The organism is Clostridium sp. J1101437_171009_A5, from assembly GCF_015547905.1.
Lineage (GTDB): Bacteria > Bacillota > Clostridia > Oscillospirales > Oscillospiraceae > Pseudoflavonifractor_A > Pseudoflavonifractor_A gallinarum.
This window is the reverse complement of record NZ_JADMVY010000006.1, coordinates 200,008-217,108: the sequence shown is the minus strand read 5'-3', so window position 1 is coordinate 217,108 and position 17,101 is coordinate 200,008. Positions and strand designations below refer to the sequence as shown.

The 17,101-nt window shown below is 48.6% G+C and carries 21 protein-coding genes; all 21 read right to left on the bottom strand.

The genetic code is table 11. The features are described 5' to 3' along the window. Window positions 1-54: 54 nt before the first annotated feature. Window positions 55-591, bottom strand: a complete 537-nt coding sequence (locus I2C21_RS10485; RefSeq protein ID WP_207730617.1) for a restriction endonuclease subunit S — start codon at window positions 589-591, stop codon at window positions 55-57. Between the two features lie 18 nt (window positions 592-609). Further along, a complete protein-coding gene (gene xerA / locus I2C21_RS10480; protein WP_195279238.1) occupies window positions 610-1,593 on the bottom strand; it encodes a site-specific tyrosine recombinase/integron integrase in 984 nt (327 codons plus the stop codon). Window positions 1,594-1,701: 108 nt separating this feature from the next. Then, window positions 1,702-2,880 (bottom strand): restriction endonuclease subunit S, encoded by a 1,179-nt coding sequence (locus I2C21_RS10475; RefSeq protein ID WP_195279237.1) that lies wholly within the window; start codon window positions 2,878-2,880, stop codon window positions 1,702-1,704. Further along, window positions 2,870-4,372 (bottom strand): class I SAM-dependent DNA methyltransferase, encoded by a 1,503-nt coding sequence (locus tag I2C21_RS10470; protein WP_154238078.1) that lies wholly within the window; start codon window positions 4,370-4,372, stop codon window positions 2,870-2,872. The genes I2C21_RS10475 and I2C21_RS10470 overlap by 11 nt, the downstream gene beginning before the upstream one ends. A gap of 69 nt (window positions 4,373-4,441) precedes the next feature. Next, a complete protein-coding gene (locus I2C21_RS10465; RefSeq protein WP_006573514.1) occupies window positions 4,442-4,681 on the bottom strand; it encodes a helix-turn-helix domain-containing protein in 240 nt (79 codons plus the stop codon). Between the two features lie 149 nt (window positions 4,682-4,830). Further along, window positions 4,831-6,195: a relaxase/mobilization nuclease domain-containing protein gene (locus I2C21_RS10460; RefSeq protein ID WP_195279236.1), complete on the bottom strand. Its 1,365-nt coding sequence runs from the start codon at window positions 6,193-6,195 to the stop codon at window positions 4,831-4,833. Continuing rightward, entirely contained in the window at window positions 6,156-6,485 is a 330-nt protein-coding gene (locus I2C21_RS10455; RefSeq protein ID WP_005934759.1) for a plasmid mobilization protein, read from the bottom strand. The genes I2C21_RS10460 and I2C21_RS10455 overlap by 40 nt, the downstream gene beginning before the upstream one ends. Window positions 6,486-6,721: 236 nt before the next feature. Beyond that, window positions 6,722-7,381, bottom strand: a complete 660-nt coding sequence (locus I2C21_RS10450) for an SIMPL domain-containing protein (protein WP_195279235.1) — start codon at window positions 7,379-7,381, stop codon at window positions 6,722-6,724. After that, window positions 7,381-8,037, bottom strand: a complete 657-nt coding sequence (locus I2C21_RS10445; RefSeq protein ID WP_076917487.1) for a VWA domain-containing protein — start codon at window positions 8,035-8,037, stop codon at window positions 7,381-7,383. The genes I2C21_RS10450 and I2C21_RS10445 overlap by 1 nt, the downstream gene beginning before the upstream one ends. A 101-nt stretch (window positions 8,038-8,138) precedes the next feature. Continuing rightward, on the bottom strand, window positions 8,139-8,561 hold the full coding sequence (locus I2C21_RS10440) for a YolD-like family protein (RefSeq protein WP_008396798.1): 423 nt from the start codon (window positions 8,559-8,561) through the stop codon (window positions 8,139-8,141). Beyond that, entirely contained in the window at window positions 8,558-10,066 is a 1,509-nt protein-coding gene (locus I2C21_RS10435) for a Y-family DNA polymerase (RefSeq protein ID WP_147561332.1), read from the bottom strand. Before I2C21_RS10435 ends, I2C21_RS10440 begins: the two co-directional genes overlap by 4 nt. A 22-nt stretch (window positions 10,067-10,088) precedes the next feature. After that, on the bottom strand, window positions 10,089-11,621 hold the full coding sequence (locus I2C21_RS10430) for a hypothetical protein (RefSeq protein WP_195279233.1): 1,533 nt from the start codon (window positions 11,619-11,621) through the stop codon (window positions 10,089-10,091). Between the two features lie 5 nt (window positions 11,622-11,626). After that, complete coding sequence (locus I2C21_RS10425) at window positions 11,627-12,670, bottom strand: O-acetyl-ADP-ribose deacetylase (protein ID WP_195279232.1); 1,044 nt, start codon at window positions 12,668-12,670, stop codon at window positions 11,627-11,629. Between the two features lie 19 nt (window positions 12,671-12,689). Then, a complete protein-coding gene (locus I2C21_RS10420; protein WP_195279231.1) occupies window positions 12,690-12,899 on the bottom strand; it encodes a hypothetical protein in 210 nt (69 codons plus the stop codon). Between the two features lie 44 nt (window positions 12,900-12,943). Beyond that, a complete protein-coding gene (locus I2C21_RS10415) occupies window positions 12,944-13,363 on the bottom strand; it encodes a nuclear transport factor 2 family protein (protein WP_195279230.1) in 420 nt (139 codons plus the stop codon). Between the two features lie 34 nt (window positions 13,364-13,397). Continuing rightward, complete coding sequence (locus I2C21_RS10410) at window positions 13,398-13,877, bottom strand: flavodoxin (RefSeq protein ID WP_006573503.1); 480 nt, start codon at window positions 13,875-13,877, stop codon at window positions 13,398-13,400. Beyond that, entirely contained in the window at window positions 13,870-14,601 is a 732-nt protein-coding gene (locus I2C21_RS10405) for a hypothetical protein (RefSeq protein ID WP_006573502.1), read from the bottom strand. The genes I2C21_RS10410 and I2C21_RS10405 overlap by 8 nt, the downstream gene beginning before the upstream one ends. Window positions 14,602-14,721: 120 nt before the next feature. Further along, the gene (locus tag I2C21_RS10400; RefSeq protein WP_006573501.1) at window positions 14,722-15,030 is read right to left on the bottom strand and encodes a hypothetical protein; all 309 of its coding nucleotides are present in this window, start codon (window positions 15,028-15,030) and stop codon (window positions 14,722-14,724) included. Between the two features lie 33 nt (window positions 15,031-15,063). After that, entirely contained in the window at window positions 15,064-15,888 is an 825-nt protein-coding gene (locus tag I2C21_RS10395; protein WP_195279229.1) for a hypothetical protein, read from the bottom strand. 24 nt (window positions 15,889-15,912) lie between these two features. Continuing rightward, the gene (locus tag I2C21_RS10390) at window positions 15,913-16,377 is read right to left on the bottom strand and encodes an ImmA/IrrE family metallo-endopeptidase (protein ID WP_223385148.1); all 465 of its coding nucleotides are present in this window, start codon (window positions 16,375-16,377) and stop codon (window positions 15,913-15,915) included. Between the two features lie 140 nt (window positions 16,378-16,517). Continuing rightward, window positions 16,518-16,958: a helix-turn-helix domain-containing protein gene (locus I2C21_RS10385; protein WP_438821735.1), complete on the bottom strand. Its 441-nt coding sequence runs from the start codon at window positions 16,956-16,958 to the stop codon at window positions 16,518-16,520. Window positions 16,959-17,101: the final 143 nt, after the last annotated feature.

Genomic DNA, 17,101 nt, shown 5'->3' with positions numbered 1-17,101 from the left:
TAGTCTTTTACCCAAGCTGATGTCCGGCGAGATTGATGTCTCTTCTGTTCATCTCTAAGCCGCTAAATTATCGTTTAGCTTTTGGTTGTTCTCAATTTTATCATCCAGTGATGAGAGAACAGCGGCTATCCGTTTCTGGTTGTTCAGATCCGGTAAGGCGATTTCGACCTCTCCAAGAAGTTTCGTATTGATAGAAGGCATGGTCGCGCCTACTGCAATATTCCGAACAAACTGCTTGGTTTCTTCTAAACAGAAATAATAATATAGGTACAGAGAATCAACCAGTTCAGTTGGGCGGACTCGTAAGCAACGTCCCGAGAACATCCATCCGTCGTGTGATTTATCAACATAGGAACAGCGGTCAACAGACCCAACTCGGCTGAATACAATATCGCCAGTTGAAAGAGTATACTTAATCAACCGCGCTTTATCGCTGTCGGAAACTCTGGGGAGATTTTGCTCGGTGAATACTCGGTTCCCAAGATGTTCAACAGTGACAATAGGGGTTCCGGTTTCAACGTAGTCTTCTTTGTGGAGTTGGCTTCCGAACGGACCAGTCTGTATGTCTGCGATGGTTTTAAGTTGCGTCATCCTCATTTTCATCCCATCCTATCCAATGTATTTTCTATGTGCCAGCTTCACATTCTGTTGTTTCACCATTGCATAGTGCATGGTGGTGTCGATTTTCTGATGCCCTAAGAGCTGCTGGACTTGCTCTATGGGCATTCCTTTGTCTATGGCAGTAGTAGCCAGTGTGCGCCTGAACTTGTGAGGGTGAACCTTCGGGATATTCAGACGCTTTCCCAGCTCCCGAAGGCGTGTCTCCACTCCGCCGATCATCAATCGGTCAAAGGGAGCTTTCAGGGAAACAAACAAAGCCGGGTTTTCATCCGATCTGCCCTCAAGATAGTTTTGAAGGTGGATCTTCGTCTTTGCGTCGAAGTAGACCAATCGTTCTTTATTGCCCTTGCCGATAACCACGCATTCGCGTTCGTTGAAGTTGATGTCTTCGCGGTTTAGCGTGACCAGTTCTCCAACGCGCATTCCAGAGGAAGCCAAAAGATCAATCATCGCCAAGTCTCGTGCCGTTGTGCAGTTGTCGCGCATCAGCTCCAACGCTTCATCGGTGTAGGTGTCCTTAACAACCTTTGCGGTTTTCACCTTATGAATCCGTCGCACCGGACTTTTCACGATGAAGTCCTCATCCTCAAGCCAAGAGAAGAAACTGGACAGGATCCGGCGGATGTTGTCTATGGTCACTTTACTCGACCTTCGCTGAACCTGATAGTTGGTTAGATAGCGGCGCAAATCATCTGTGGTGACCTGTTGCACAGCCTTTCCGACTCTGGCAATCAGAGATTCAATCGTCTTCCGGTAGTAGCTCAGGGTTTTCTCTGAGCAGCCTTCAATCCGTTTTGCCGTGATAAATGCTTCGACTGCATCTGTTTCTTCTGCTGGAATTGAGCCACTCTCATAGGTGATCGTTACCCCTTCCAATGTCTCAGCCATTGCATCCCGAAGGTGCATGAGCTGTTCGTTGTTAAGATACGGCAGCATTTTTCGCTGTATCTCCGTGATGAGTTGTTCTGTCATTGTCGTGTCTCCTTTCGAGGTAAGAGAACGACATTCAGTGGCAGTCCCTTTTGTAAAACTCTCGCCACTGGTGAGAGTTATTCAGACGGTAAACGATAATTTAGCGGCTTAGAGCTGGATGGCAGAGACATTGATCTCTCCGGACATCAACTTTGGAAGAAGGGTATCTCTTAGTATGGACAGCCGTTTATTTTCCGCTCTATTAGAATAAATCTGCTCAAGAAGTGGTGAAGCAATGGTATTAAACCCAGCTAACTCTTCTTCCGATGGTAGAACAACAGGGTATGTCATAATCTGCTGCTTATCTCCACGGGGCATTTTCGTTCCTTTCGATCCAGCAACCATAAATGCGAAGAACTTGTCGGCATATAGAGTGCTGAATAGGTACGCCGAGTAACACGGCTGACTTGGCGTAAAGCAAAGAACATCGGTTGAGCAGCCACATTTGTCCTCACAGTAGACAATCTTCTTAAAGTAAGGACGAATGTTGGAAATCAACGTATCACCTTTATGGCAAGCGGTTGTCTGTGATGTAGTTGGTAGGCTTGTCGCCTCGGTTGAACCAGCTTTTCCCGACAGCATATTTTCCGTTGAGAAGTAGGTTCTGACGTTCAACTCAGAGACAGCTACTTTGTCTGTTGAATATGAGCAAATATCCGAGAGGACTCCCTGATTTACTGCCAAAATGTCATTGCCGAACCGCCCTTGATATATCGTTTGCAGGAGATCAGCTAAATTATCGTTTTGCTCTTGATTGTTCACAATCTTTTTTTGGATTGTGGAAATAATCTCGACAACACGTTTCTGAATACTTAATTCAGGCAATACGACCTCAATCTGTTGAAAGGTCGAAGATGGTCTCGCCAATGCAGGGACGCCAACCTGTGAGGCATTGCTTAGAAGTTTATGCTGTCCTATTGGAGTGTGGAAGTAATAGACAAGGTATTCGGGCAAAACCTTGTCGTTGCATCGCACCCTAAACTGAGATTGCGAAATCACATACCGGTCATATTTTGAATCTTGAGGAATAAACACTATTTGCCCAAGCGTTCCTCTGTGTGTTATTACAATATCCCCGCGATGTGCATTTGCCTTGTTAAGAGAGTCAGCTTTTTCCCTTGTGACATAGCGGAATGTCTTTTCGGATAGAGAAAAGCCCTCAAGATTACTACCATTTAGGACAGGTACGCCACTATCCACAAAACACGAGACTTTAATATTTGATCCGAATGGACCCATCGCAATTTCATCAATTAGGTCAGCAATACGATACGTTTCATAGCCCATATCCAATCGCCCCCAAACGTTCTTTGATCTGAGCTTCAAGCTCATGAGACTTAGTGAAAAGCTCAGACAGTTCAGAAGTCAGACGCCCCATTTTCTCTTCAAACGGTTCGTCATCATCTTCCTGTTCTTCAATGCCAACATACCGTCCCGGCGTGAGAATGTAATCCTGCTTTGCGATGTCCTGCGTAGTAACAACAGCACAGAAGCCCTTTTCATCTTCAAGCGTTCCTTCAACGAATGCGTTGTAGGTGTCGGCAATTTTCTTGATGTCTTCATCCGTCAGTTCGCGCAGCTTCCGCGTAACCATAGTGCCGAGTTTTCGTGCGTCGATGAATAGTGTCTTGCCTTTTTGCTTCTTGTTCTTTGCAAGGAACCAGAGCGATACCGGGATCTGCGTCGTGTAGAATAGCTGCGTCGGCATTGCAACGATACAGTCCACAAGGTCAGCATTGATAATGTTCTTGCGGATTTCACCTTCACCGCCGGACTGCGAAGAAAGCGAACCATTTGCAAGCACCATACCGATACGTCCATTCGGAGCGAGATGCCAGATCATGTGCTGCAACCACGCGAAGTTTGCGTTTCCAGCAGGAGGCGTACCATACTGCCAACGGACATCATCAACGAGCTTATCCGCACCCCAGCCGGAGAGATTGAAGGGAGGATTCGCCATAATGAAGTCTGCCTTGAGTTGAGGGTGGCAATCGTTAAAAAACGTGTCCGCATTAAACTTGCCGAGGTCGGCTTCAATACCGCGAATGGCAAGATTCATCTGCGCCATCTTCCATGTGGTCGGGTTGGAGTCCTGACCAAAAACGGAAATCTTGTTGATGTTGCCGCCATGATTTTCGATGAACTTTGCGGACTGAACGAACATACCGCCAGAGCCGCAGCACGGGTCATAAACACGCCCATTAAACGGCTGCAACACTTCAACAAGGGTACGCACAACGCAAGAGGGAGTATAGAACTCACCGGCAAGTTTGCCTTCTTGCTCGGCAAACTTGGAGAGACAGTATTCGTATGTCCGACCAAGAATGTCCTTACTGTTTCCATGCTCGATCATCTGAATGTTGGTGAAGAGATCAACCACTTCACCAAGACGCCGCTTGTCCAGCTCTGGACGGGCGAAGTTCTTAGGAAGAATATCTTTGAGGCGCTTGTTTTCTTTCTCGATACTGCGCATTGCGTCATCAATCACCGTGCCAATTTCCGGCGTGTGAGCGGCAGCAGCAATCGCACTCCATCGTGCATTCTCAGGGACAAAGAAGATGTTTTCGGCAGTGTATTCGTCCTGATCCTCTTCAAATCCATCGCCTTCCTCGACCAGTTCCTTGTACTTTGCCTCGAAGCGATCAGAAATGTATTTCAAGAAAATCAATCCGAGGACGACGGACTTGTATTCGGATGCGTCGATGTTTCCGCGCAGGACGCAAGCCGCGTCCCAGATTTGTTTTTCAAAGCCGATATTGCTTGTGTTATTCTCAGCCATTTCAGCAACCTCCAAAGTTATAGTTTCACACTTACTATTCTACAAAAAGAGCTGTACGAAAAACCGGACTCAGTTCTTGTCCGTTCGCACAGCCTCACATATATCTCCGATGTCACAGTTTAAGTAATCACAAATGCGCAGCAAAATAGAGAGGGACACTTCTTCCCCCTTATTCAGTTTTGTCCATGTTCCGGCAGACAGCCCTACTTCATGTCGTAGAGAAGCCTTCTTTATGTCGCGTTCCAGAAGAAGCATCCATAGTTTCTTATAGCTTATGCGCACGGCAACCATCCTTTCGCTTGCTTGCATTCAACATCGCTTATAATATTATACCGGATTTCATTCTCAAAAGCAATCCGTTGATGCAGAAATTAAAGAAATAGTTTCAACTTCTCGAACCTTCTCTCAAGGATGCAGGGCATCTCCGGTCAACAGAAGATGCCCTGCTTTTGAAGAGATTATTCGCGCTGTGTGCCGCGCAGATGATCACGGTCATGGTCAGCAGAAGGAGCGAGAAACGTATCAACATTAGACTTGATTGTCTCTATTTGCTTTACTTCTTTTTTGAGCTTCGCACGTTCATCATAGAGTCGCTGCTGCTCGTCAAGAAGTCGCTGCTGTTCCGCTTGCAGTGTCTTCAAGCTCGGCAGTTTTTCATCGCCCTGCATGGCAAGCAGCGTACTCCGCGCCGCCTCAAAGATCACAAGTTCGGCTTCATGCTTTGCCTTGAAGCTCGGCTTGTCTTTCGCCTTCTGGAAGGCGTCATATACGGGTTTTAGGCGCTGGTAGTTGGAGATGTTTTTAATAAGCGGCTGGACTTCCCGCAGACGTGCTTCAACGACTTTCAGTTCCTTGCCGGTACGATCATAGGAGCTGTGAACATCCTCGACCTTCTTCTCAAGATCGGCGTATTGGAGCAAGTTGTTTTCCGTGAGATAGTTGAGCGTCCGTGCCGCTTCCTTGAGGATCGTGAGCTTGGCTTTATACTCATAGCCCTTGCTGTCGATAAGTCTGATCCGCTCCTGAATATCTCCGATGAGAGAGATGCCCTTCGGCACGGTCTGCCTCCGGTTTCTGCGCGGCGTCCGTCCGGCAATCCGCTCCTTGATGCGTTCCTCGGTGTAGTTCTCTCCGATGGTTTTAGACCGGGTAAACCGCTCCTGTCCTTCAGCGCGAAAGGAGATATATTTGCCGGTCTTGATTTCATAACCAGCTTCCTGCATGAGCCGCAGAAAATCATCGTAATCCTTCGCTGTAATGACAAGCCGGTCGATGGTCTGCTTGAGTTTCTGCTTCCAGCTCGTGCCGCGTTTGGCTTCGGTGTACTCCTTGTAGCCCATGCCTTTGTTCTGAGAGGGAGGGATAACAGAGAGACCGTTTTCCTTACAGAGCCGGTCGCTGACCTCGCGCATATCATAGTAAATCCGCTTGTAGCTCTTGTATGCGTGGTAGTCCACAAAGTCAACCGCATTGAAAATCAGATGGTTATGAACATGGTCTTTGTCAATGTGAGTGGTCAGCACATACTCATATTTTCCTCCGAGGATTTCGTCTGCAAACTGCTTGCCGATCTCGTGGGCAAGCTCCGGTGTGACCTCTCCAATTTCAAAGGACTGGATCACATGACGGGCTATGATCCTGACCGGATTCATCCCTTTTTGCTCGGCTATTTTCCGCGTCCACTCAAATTCCCGCGCTGCGGTCTCGCTGGCACAGCCGTAGGACGAGACCAGCAGCTTCTCATCGGTCTTTTCGGGATTCAGAATGTACGCGATTGCCTTGCTCAAAGTTCCTCGGATTGCTTTGATTTTAGTAACTGCCATACCGCGTCCATCTTTTCTTTCAGCTCGTCAATATCGTCCTGATAGAATCGTCCCGTCGAGTTGATCCTGCGGCAGACGGTATTGATGTTCACGCCGATCTTGTTGATTTCGGCGGCGAGCTTTTTCTGCTCCGTGTAGTCCACAACGATGATGTAGCCGTCGATCAGCATCTTCCTTGCATACGCACCGAAGTTCTCCGTGCCGATCATCTCCATCTTCTTTGCAATCGTCCGTTCTTCCTGTGGTGTCAGCCAAATCTTCTTCTGAATGTCTCGTGTTCTTCGTACCATGCTGCGCCCTCCGTCGTAAAGATTAGAAGGGTTTGGGACTATCCCAACAAGCAAAAATCTGATGTTAAGGGCAGGGTCTCCTTAACTGATTTTTCTCCGGTGGGTACTCACCGGATTTGCTTGCTAATCTCCCAAAATCGTATTCCCCGAAGATTCCTCCGTGAAATGTCCCTTCACTTTACAACGGACACAAAAAGGGCGTTTGTTGAGTACCGGATTTCAAAAAAGTCAAAAAATCATTGGATTTCCCATGTGAAAGCCACTGTGTCTGTCACATCAATATCAACCGGCTCAATCTCAGGTGCGGCGCACTTGCTCATCGCCATGAGAGGCTGAATGCAGTCTTCAACATCGTAGCTTGTTCTGGAAAAAACATTGAGTTCGCCCCAGTTGTAGTCGATGTTGAGCAACTGCCCAAGCGTACTGCCTGATGCTTTGCAAAGAATCTCCGCCTTTGCCCTGGCGTTCTCCGTCGCATTGATCAGCAGCTCTTCGCTGACTCTTGCCGGATTTTTCACGGTGAACGCAATGCTGAGTTCTGGTTGCGTCCCACAATCCGCAATCGCAGAAATGACCTTTGCAAGCTGCTTGCTGTCAAAGTCAAAGGCAAGTTTCAAGCGATAGCTGCAAGCATATCCGGCAAACTCTCGCTTGTAATTTCCTTGCCGATCCTTGACATTCTCGTACCTTGTCTGGACATCAAAGCTCGTGGTTTTCAGGTCTTCCTTGCGATACCCAACGCGGACTGCGGCACCTTGCAGTCTTTCGATTCTCTCGGCAGCTTCCGACATTGCGCGGTCATAGGTTTCAGATAAGACTTCAATGTTCAGGGATAGGATGATGTAATCCGGTCTTGCGGAGACATTGCCTGTCCCTTTTACGGTGATTATTCTCATTACTTTCTCCCGTCCTTTCTGGAATTGTAGTCCTCATCAATACGCTTTTTCCAATTCGTACCCAGCGGTACGCTGCATCGGACAGCGGAAACCGCTTCGCTCAGAACTTCATAGTTGAGTTGCGTTCCCTCGCGGTCAGAGTGGTAATTGACCGCTCGATCTGCTCCAATTCCAAAATGCTTTGCCGTCTCAACTGCATCAATGTTTGCACCGAGGAAAAGAAACTCCCAGCCGTACTTTTCCTTCTGTCGCTCAATCATCTTCTTGACCTTCTCGCTGTCATAACGGCGGCTTGCATTCTCCATGCCATCCGTTGTGATGACGAACAGTGTGTGTTCAGGGACATCCTCTTTTCTTGCGTACTTATGGACATTCCCAATGTGATGAATCGCTCCGCCGATAGCATCCAGAAGCGCGGTGCAGCCGCGAACGGAATAGTCTCTGTCGGTCATCGGATCCACCTTCTGAACCGGCACACGGTCATGGATAACCTCGCTCACGTTGTCAAAGAGAACGGTAGAGATCAATGCCTCGCCATTCTCTTTTTTCTGCTTTTCAATCATGGAGTTGAATCCTCCGATGGTGTCTGTTTCCAGTCCGCTCATAGAGCCGCTGCGATCAAGGATGAATACGATCTCCGTCAAGTTCTTTCTCATGTTTTGTACCTCCGTATATAAAAATATGACTGCTTGGTGTCTCACCTTACAGTCATATTGTACTTCGGTATTCACTTCATTTGGTCGCATGGCAAGCGACATTATTCTAAGGACAAGAACAGCTCTCCGTCAATGCTTAGGATGTCATCCATCGGAATCTTCGTGCCGTCCTGCATGGTAATCAGGCGCTCAAAGTCATCAACCTTTATGACTGCGCCGGTTGCAGTTACATACGCACCGCCAGCTTTGCGCTCATCAGGTTTGAAGTAGGTTATTTCAACCTCCGGCTCTTCATCAAGGGCATCCATGAGAAGCTGATACCTCATGTTCAAAGCGGTCAAGGCTCCCTCATCAAGCTCAATCCTTTCGTCGGTCAGACGTCCGGTTTCCTTGATTGCAGAATCATAGCCGGTGAGGGCGGCAAAGGGCGCAAACTGCGCTGCACGATCTGACATCGGCATTTGTGGTCGCGTTTTGGAAACGTGGTGAGGAAGTCCCATGATCTCGTCGTATTTTCCGTTCACGCCTTATGCCCTCCAATCTGCGCATTGCGGTCTTTCGCGGTTGCACCTTCTTCAAGATTCATTGCCTTGAGGATGGCGTTCTTTCCATACTTCTTCTTGATGGCAAGCGTGGCGGCTTGTATCTTCCGCTCACGCTCCAAAGCGGCATCTTCGGCTTTCTGTTTTTCCTCTTCGGCGGCATAGTCGGTAAAGAGGTCGAGCTGGACTGCACCGTCGTTTTTCTTCGGTACATCAGCTTCCGGCAGGACATGATTTGCAACAACATACATACGGCGGACAAGCAGATTCTTATCCACGATCCGGTCGAAGAGTTCTGACACAGCACACATTATTTTGCGAGTAGAGGATGTGTGACCGTCGAGGTTAATAGAGCCGTGCGCCTGTTTCGGAATCTGCCTCCCATAATGATCTGTCTCCACCGCGCCGTGATACTTTGCCCGTCGCGCCGGATCAGTCAGGTTCTCAATGTCGTAGCCAACTGTGAGAACCATCTGGTCGGTGACAAGCCCCTTGTCTACCAAGTCCAGCACAAGCAAGTCCGTCATTTCCCGCACAACCAGCTTCGCCTTCTGCGGCTCATAGGGGCAGTGCAAAACCTGACCAGAGCTGAGGCTGTTGGAGCTGGGACGGTACGCTTTGATTGCTTCAATGGTGGTCGGTTCCCATCCCCACGCATGGTCAATGAGCAATTCCGCATTCTTGCCGAACAGCTTGTAAAGCAAGTCCTCGTTCCGCTCTGAACAGAGGGCAACATCACCCATCGTGAACATCCCGTTCTGCTCAAGTTTCTTGGCAATGCCCCGACCCACGCGCCAGAAGTCCGTGAGAGGCTGATGAGACCAAAGCTCACGCCGGAACTTCATCTCATCCAGCTCTGCAATGCGGACACCGTTCTTGTCGGCGGGGATGTGCTTCGCCACAATATCCATTGCCACTTTGCAGAGAAAGAGATTCGTCCCAATCCCAGCGGTTGCCGTGATGCCGGTTGTCTCAAGCACGTCGAGGATGATCTTCATGGCAAGGTCATGTGCCGAGAGCTTGTAGGTGTTCAGGTAGTCCGTCACGTCCATGAACACCTCGTCGATGGAATAGACCACAATGTCCTCCGGCGCGATGTACTTGAGGTAGACCTGATAGATGCGGGTGCTGTACTCCATGTAATACGCCATTCGGGGCGGCGCAATGATAAAGTCAATCGCCAGAGACGGGTTTGCTTGCAACTCCGAGAAGAAGTGTGATGTGCCGTCCAGTCTGCGTCCCGGTGCGTCGTGCTGCCGTCCGGCATTTGCTTCCTTCACACGCTGCTTGACTTCAAACAGCCGCCCGCGTCCGGAGATACCGTAGCTCTTGAGGGAGGGCGTGACGGCAAGGCAGATGGTCTTATCGGTACGGCTTTCATCCGCAACAACAAGGTTTGTGTCCAGAGGATCTAAGCCGCGCTCCCGGCACTCCACGGAGGCGTAGAAGGATTTCAGGTCGATTGCGATGTAAGTGTGTTGTTTCACCTTCTTTGCCTCCGCTTTCTTCTTAGATCAGCCCTAATGACATTTCATTGGAGCTTTTAATGTTGAATACGATACGCCATTCAATATCACCCTCCACCGGCTCAAAGTGTAGAGAGGAACAAACTGCATGAAGTTTTTCTTTTGAGCTGTCTCCACACACGATTGCGATTGGACCGTCCGCTCCGCCGATAATGCCGATACAAGCAATATCGTTTCGTGCCTCTGGTGCATAGCGGTCAGAGCATGGCGCAATTTCCAAAGGCTTGTCCCCCTCAGCGCAATCACAGATCGTAACATCGCTGTCAGGTTCAGGAGAAAGTGTATAGCTCATAGCAGTAAAATGCGTAGGATAAAACCAGCGGTCAGAACCGTAACGCTTTTCGGAAATTGTCTGCTGCTCTAATTCCTGTACAGTCAATGTGTATTTTTTTCCACTGACCGGATGGAGGAAAGAAAACGAATCACCGGGAGCGTGTGCCTTGAAATGTGGTCCCGGGACACGACACGACTGCTGCTCCATTGTAAGGGAGAGGGCTTTTATTTCAGGACGGCGTTTGCTTGTCCACGGAAAAGCTGCCCGAAAAATCATCCATCCATAGGATGTATCCAAATCATAGTGTTCCAATGCCCACTTTGCTTCCGCTTCATTGATCACCCCGTCTGGCAAACATGGATTAAAGACCACGGAACAGCCGTGGGAGGTCAGCATTGTTTTCCCGTTCAATTCCAAACGAGGAATAAAGTCAAGGCAAAGTGGATTGTCTAAATCTATCTGCATTTGCTGCTCCTGCGTGAAGTATTCGCAGGAGTCGTTTTCGGGGTGTAAATCCCATTTAGTTATGAACTTGCGAATGTCTTCTTCCGGGGTACGCATACAAAAGTCCATGACGAGTCCCTTGCTGCAAGAATACGCCGCAGGAATAACCCAATGATGCCTCGCCCAGTCAAATTGCTTATTCAACCGGATTTCCGTTCCGGCATGGTCTTTTCCCGAATGTCCCCAGAAGTTTCCATCAAAGTAGACCTTCCACTCAGGCATGGTCGGTTCTGCTTCTGGGTTCATATCAACATCATAATAGTCCTCGGTGTACTTGATCTTACTATAATCAAAAGATGCTTGCAGCTTTTTGATGTATACCCACGGCTGTTCCATAGGCGTCAATTTCATTTTCTCAGCAAGCTCTGATAGCGTTCTTTGCTGATCCTGCGTTGGAGGGTTGTCCTGCAAAAAGGCTTCAAACTGGGCTTTATCCCACATCCACGCCTGTTCCAGCGCTGCCGAATCACTGCAAGCAAGGAGCAACCTCAGAAAGTCTTCAAAATCGTTTGCCAGCGGATGAACAAAATCCGGAGCCGAGTTCATGGGACTGACGGAAAATACCATACCGCCAAAGTCTCGAACAAAGCAGAAGTGGATGCCGTCCACACCCGCCCAGCCAAAAATAGATGCACCTTTTGGCGTGCAAAAGTATGGGTTGTTATCTTCACGACGCTCCACCCCTACGGGCGAAAGGTCAATACCACTTCGCAAAAATTTCTGAAACACTTTATCCATAGACCTTATGCTCCTATTAAACTTTGGTCGAAGGCAAACAGAGCCTCGTTGATCTCAAAGACATTATAGTTCCCATGCTCCACGAAATACTCCACGATGATGTCAAACTTGTTGGAGTGGGAGAGCGCAAAGCCAGCCTTCATGAGCATATCCTTCATTTCAACAAGCGGCAGCTCAAGGGCAATGGCAAACGCAATGACCGTGGGCTTGGAAGGCTTATAAGACTTGTCCGAGCGGATCTTCGAGAAGAGCTTCCGGTCAATATTCGCCTTCTTATAGCACTGCGCGTCCGTCATGCCGCGCTCATCAATCTTTCGCAGAAGCATCTCGGAAAAACTCTCGTCGATCTGTCCCAGCGCGTCATCAAGGGTTGCCGCCTTTTTGGGGGCAGCCGCCGCAGAGACGGGAGGCATGAGCTGTTCGATTGCCTCTTCACAAACGGATGCCTCGCAAGGCATGGGTTCTTCCATCCGGAAGGCGTTCATCCTGCGCAGACGCTCGGAACGATTATCAGTATGCTCATCCACATAGCGGTCATCTATGTACGCTGCAATATCGGCAAACAGCTTGCCGCTGATCTGATAGGCTTTGCGGTCAAAAATGACGATGTACACCGTCATTTCATTTTCGAGAAGGAAACTGCTAATGGTGTCAATCGCCACTTTGAGAGCCTGATCCTTCGGATAGCCGAAAATGCCGGAGGAAATCAGAGGGAACGCAGCCGATTCGCAGCCGTATTCCTTCGCCAGCATGAGCGATGTCCGATAACAGGATGTCAGTAGTTCGCGCTCACCATGCCGTCCGTCATACCAGCGCGGACCGACAGCATGAATGACATATTTGCAGGGCAGCTTGTAGCCCTTCGTGATTTTTGCGCTCCCGGTTTTGCAGCCGTGGAGCGTTTCACATTCCGTCAGCAGCTCCGGTCCTGCAGCACGATGAATGTAGCCGTCCACACCGCCGCCACCCAGCAGCGACTCGTTGGCAGCGTTGACGATGGCGTCCACCTTCATTTTCGTGATGTCATTTCTGACGATTTGAAGCGGCATGATTCTATCCTCCGTCCTATCAAAGCGGCATCGGTGTCCGGGCGATCAGAATGACCGCCAGAATCGCGCCCACAAATGCCGCTGCCCCTACGACCGCCAACACCTTTTTGTCGAGCTTCTTCTTCGCTGCCTTGCCAATCAGCGCAGCGCAATCCATGCAGACAGCCGCAGCAACAAGCGCAATGCCCAGCGTTTCCCATAGCCAAGAAAGTTCATGTAGGATTTTCATGCGATCATCATCTCCTGTTCGTTAAACTGGAATTTATAGTCCTCTCAAAACCAATTTGCTTTTTCTTCTCGAAATACGGGAATATCACTATCTCGATATGGATTGTAATTATGAAGATTGCAACCAAACTCTTTTAATGATTTTATTTTGTTATCCTGTGTCCATACAATTAAAGATATTCCGTCAAATTCTTCAACATTTCCATTATTCATTTTGTTTTTAAAATACCACTCCACGATTGTTTGATTGCCTTGATGAAAAAATTGCTTAATCTCCCAGACAAGAACACTTCCGCGTGTATTCCATTCGTCAAACCAGTGCTTTACCGTTTTGCGGTTTTCATATTTAGGACTCCAACTCTCAGTATATACAACATCATCTGTAAAAATTTTGTCAATTCCTAAATCTGCTTTCTTAATCCACATATCAAACCATAATCGGATAATTTTTTCTCTCTCGTTCATAAAGCACCTCCACAACTTCCGATTTGTCTGCCCCTTAAAGTCCAAGTCCTTCAACCCACGCCGCAAGCTCCTGATGCCCGACGTTGCCCTTGAAAACTTTGCCGTCCATCAGCTTTGCGCCTTTGCAGCTCGGCGCAAGGCGTTCGTTCGTCTTGCCAATGCCGCTTCCGCCGGAGGTTGCAAACGGGATGATCGTTTTGCCGCTCAGGTCATAACTCTCAAGGAACGTATTGATAATCGTCGGCGCAACGTACCACCAGATTGGGAAGCCCACAAAGATTGTATCGTAGTCCTTCATGTTGTCCCGCTTCACGGCAATTTCCGGTCGTGAAGCGGGATCGTTCATTTCAATCGTGCTGCGGGCGTTCTTTTCCATCCAGTTCAGATCAGCTTCCGTGTAAGGCACCTTCGGCTCAATCTCAAAGATGTCCGCGCCGATTGCCTCAGCCAGCGTCTCGGCTACCTTTGCAGTCACGCCGGACGCAGAAAAATATGCTACAAGTTTATTACTCATTGTGTTCTTCCTCATCAATCTTTTCATTTCCTTCATTCAGCATGAAGTATAGCAGAGCTTCCAGCAATGTTGCCATATAATGAAGCGACCAGTTTTCTTCCGGCTCTTTTGTCATCTTATCAAGCACGGCTCGAAAAGCCGTGGTACGGTCAATCCTTGTTTCCTCATCAATGCGGTCAAGTATGCCCTTCATTTTCAGGGCGAGTTCTTTTTCCTCGTCAGAAAGCTCCGGTATGCCAAGTAACTCAGATAGTTTCTTGTCCTGCATAATAGCATCGTATTCGATGTATGACTTGTGTTCGGCTGACATCAATTCTTCAAAGTAGTTGATAAAAATATGAACGCGAATGCCACCTTCTTCGTCCGGGGAGAAGCAGACGGTTTGCGATTTTTCTGCAATTTCTTTCAAAAATGCAAGGTCTTCTGAGTCATCGAACTCCGCAAACGGAAGAAACATATTGATTTCCGCGTGCCAACGATGATAGTCCACGATTCCCTTGATATACCCGCGGTGTTGCTTGACAAACGCATCACAGCGTTCCAGAAGATACTCGTAGTTCTTCTTGTCCTCCGGTACAATGATCTTTGGTATCTTGTCCATTGCTTCGGAGTACGCTTTCAGCATACCACAATTAACTGCGCGGTCAAACACCTCATCGCACCATTTATCGTATTCGGCAGACTCGGTTTCCCGGTAATCCTTCTCAAAGATAATATCGTCCATTGCGTTACCCCTTTATGATTTTCTCAAGCTGCATTTTGGTCGCGTTAGGCAGACGTGATTGCAGATGTTTTAGGATACGTTCTTTAGATTCCTGCGGGTCTCAATGATATTACTCATTGCTCATACCTCTTCTTCCTCGATAATTCCGTAGTCAATCAGGACGTTCTCTTCGGCGTACTTCGGGTAGACAATACCCATCATCTCATACCGGTAACGCCTCACCCTGCGAAACGACTTAACCGGTTCCGGTACATAGGCGGCAGTCTCGCAGTGCGCATACTCCGGCATTTCCGCAAGATCATCCCGAACGGCACGGATAAGCGCATCTGCCACATCATCAATGCTTTTGCCGGTCTCCACGGCAACCAGTTCGTGCTTCCGGACCGCCTTGTCCAGATCACCGGGGGAGCGAAACAGCTTATATTTCATATCATTGCCCGTCCTTTCTCTCTATCGTTCTGTCTATTCTTCCTGAAATCTGTTCTTTAGGGACGCAATCATCGCTTGTGCGGCAATGCTTAGATACAAAACTCCAATTTCATAGATAAAGTCGCGGTCGATCACGATAAAGTATTCTCTAACGTGTGTAAAAACCAGTTCCAGCAAGTCCTTGTACAGTGGATCATCAAAGGGCTTGAACCGCGTAAACTTGCTTTTGGCAGCGTCCCATGTCATAGACGCCTCGCCCTCAGCACTGGTCATCGCCTCGCAGAGAATCATGCTGACGCCCATTTTCCCGTTGCCGGTCAGGAGTTCTCCTTCGTAATAGCTGAGAAGGTCTTTCTTGCGTCGGAGCGGAACTACGTCGCAGTTGTCATCCAGCTCAAATGCAATCAGCTCCGCCGCGAGTTCCCGCCAGACCGCATATCCGGCGTTAATGGTTCCGTCCTCTTCGCGGCTGATGGTATCGTCCATGCAATATCGTTCATAGAAGTTGTCTCCGCCAAGCTCGTTGCGGGTGCAGAAGATATGCGCCAGCTCATGCAGAAGAATGTGCTTCAACTCTGCCGGATGACGCGCTATGTCTGTCCGCAGCAGGATCCCGTCCACGCCTTCTTCTTTGCCAACGAAAGCGGAAGCGTGAAAGTCAAAATAGCCGTCCTCTTTATATTGATCTGTCAGGCGATCCGGGAAATACTGCTTGCAGAACTGCTCAAAGACTTCCTGCTGGTTTTCCGTCTGAAAGCAGTGCAGCACAAGATTGTCCACTCCGAACTCCGTTCCCAAGCGTTCGTTAAAGATGGAAGCGGCATAGAAAAGGGCTTCTTTATAGTCGTTGTTGTTCATCTAATTGCTATCCTTCATCCTCATTCAGCCCTCCGGTCTGACATTTTTCAGGAAGTCAGAGTGCGGTACATAAGGCAAGTTGAGCTGCCAGCCCATGCGGTTCAGTTCGTTGAGCTTGATCAGCATCAGGTTGATGTTTGTTCCCATTGCAGCCGAGAGCTGCACCACATCGTAGTCCTGCTTCATCAGGTCAATCAGCTCATCATCGTCAATGATCAGGTGTGAGGCAAACGCATTCGCCTCATATTCGTGTTTTGTGCGCATATCGAACAGCACGAACTCCGGGAGCGGTTCGTTTCCTTTGGCAAGATCACGGTGAAAGGTATCATGCCCGATCTCGTGACCGCAAACCATTTGCATGATCAGATACTCCATGTTGGAGTTCAGAAGAATATGCCGCTCTTTATGGCGGTAGGTGTACATTCCGAGCAGATCGTTCAGATTGTCAAGAAAATGGAGATGAATGCCCAGCTCACGGGCAATCTTCAAGGTATCTCTTGTTCCACAGCTTTTGACAATGCTGTTCGCCTTTTTGTATATTTCCTCGGAGCGAATTATCACGGGACCTTCACCCCTTTCATGTTGAAAACAGTCAAAGTAAATCCGTCAAGAAACCGAGACGTAGACAGTTATTCCTCTGCGTCCGTACCGGTCTTCTTGTATTTCTTCGGCGTGTATTTCTCAACATTCCGGGCTTTGGATTCCCAATATATATCCTGCAACGCCTTCATCACCGCATCCTTGTCCTGCTCGGACAGCGTACCGCCCGCAAACAAACCGGACATCCCTTCAATCAGGTCCTTTGCCTGTTTCATGCCACGGGAGCCGTACTGCTCGGATGCCTGAACCACAAACTCTTCGTCCTCGGTCAGCAGATAGTTCACATCCACCTTGAAGTATTCCGCGATTTTTCTGTAAGCGTCCTTGGTACGGGGAAAGGAAATGCCGTTCTCGTACCGGGTAATCATACGCCTGTTGATCCCTAGTGCATCGGCTACTTCCTGCTGGGTCAGCTTCCGCTTCTCCCGTTCAGCCTTGAATTTCTCTCCAAACGTCATTTTGGTAATCACTCCTGTTCACAAAAAGTTTGCGACATCAAATTGCGCAAGTCTATTGACAAAGGTACTTGAAGTGCGTATAATAATGACTGAGCAATCCAACTACTCATAGTATATCCTGAATTGCTCATCCTGTCAAGGGGCATGAGTAGTTG

Excerpts from the sequence above, each read along its gene's own strand:
- I2C21_RS10475 (WP_195279237.1), bottom strand. The coding sequence starts at position 2,880 with ATGGGCTATGAAACGTATCGTATTGCTGACCTAATTGATGAAATTGCG.
- I2C21_RS10410 (WP_006573503.1), bottom strand. The coding sequence starts at position 13,877 with ATGAGTAATAAACTTGTAGCATATTTTTCTGCGTCCGGCGTGACTGCA.
- I2C21_RS10400 (WP_006573501.1), bottom strand. The coding sequence starts at position 15,030 with ATGAAATATAAGCTGTTTCGCTCCCCCGGTGATCTGGACAAGGCGGTC.
- I2C21_RS10395 (WP_195279229.1), bottom strand. The coding sequence starts at position 15,888 with ATGAACAACAACGACTATAAAGAAGCCCTTTTCTATGCCGCTTCCATC.
- I2C21_RS10450 (WP_195279235.1), bottom strand. The coding sequence starts at position 7,381 with ATGAGAATAATCACCGTAAAAGGGACAGGCAATGTCTCCGCAAGACCG.
- I2C21_RS10425 (WP_195279232.1), bottom strand. The coding sequence starts at position 12,670 with ATGCCGCTTCAAATCGTCAGAAATGACATCACGAAAATGAAGGTGGAC.
- I2C21_RS10415 (WP_195279230.1), bottom strand. The coding sequence starts at position 13,363 with ATGAACGAGAGAGAAAAAATTATCCGATTATGGTTTGATATGTGGATT.
- I2C21_RS10430 (WP_195279233.1), bottom strand. The coding sequence starts at position 11,621 with ATGGATAAAGTGTTTCAGAAATTTTTGCGAAGTGGTATTGACCTTTCG.
- I2C21_RS10465 (WP_006573514.1), bottom strand. The coding sequence starts at position 4,681 with ATGCAAGCAAGCGAAAGGATGGTTGCCGTGCGCATAAGCTATAAGAAA.
- I2C21_RS10470 (WP_154238078.1), bottom strand. The coding sequence starts at position 4,372 with ATGGCTGAGAATAACACAAGCAATATCGGCTTTGAAAAACAAATCTGG.
- I2C21_RS10420 (WP_195279231.1), bottom strand. The coding sequence starts at position 12,899 with ATGAAAATCCTACATGAACTTTCTTGGCTATGGGAAACGCTGGGCATT.
- I2C21_RS10445 (WP_076917487.1), bottom strand. The coding sequence starts at position 8,037 with ATGAGAAAGAACTTGACGGAGATCGTATTCATCCTTGATCGCAGCGGC.
- I2C21_RS10485 (WP_207730617.1), bottom strand. The coding sequence starts at position 591 with ATGACGCAACTTAAAACCATCGCAGACATACAGACTGGTCCGTTCGGA.
- xerA (WP_195279238.1), bottom strand. The coding sequence starts at position 1,593 with ATGACAGAACAACTCATCACGGAGATACAGCGAAAAATGCTGCCGTAT.
- I2C21_RS10405 (WP_006573502.1), bottom strand. The coding sequence starts at position 14,601 with ATGGACGATATTATCTTTGAGAAGGATTACCGGGAAACCGAGTCTGCC.
- I2C21_RS10460 (WP_195279236.1), bottom strand. The coding sequence starts at position 6,195 with ATGGCAGTTACTAAAATCAAAGCAATCCGAGGAACTTTGAGCAAGGCA.
- I2C21_RS10455 (WP_005934759.1), bottom strand. The coding sequence starts at position 6,485 with ATGGTACGAAGAACACGAGACATTCAGAAGAAGATTTGGCTGACACCA.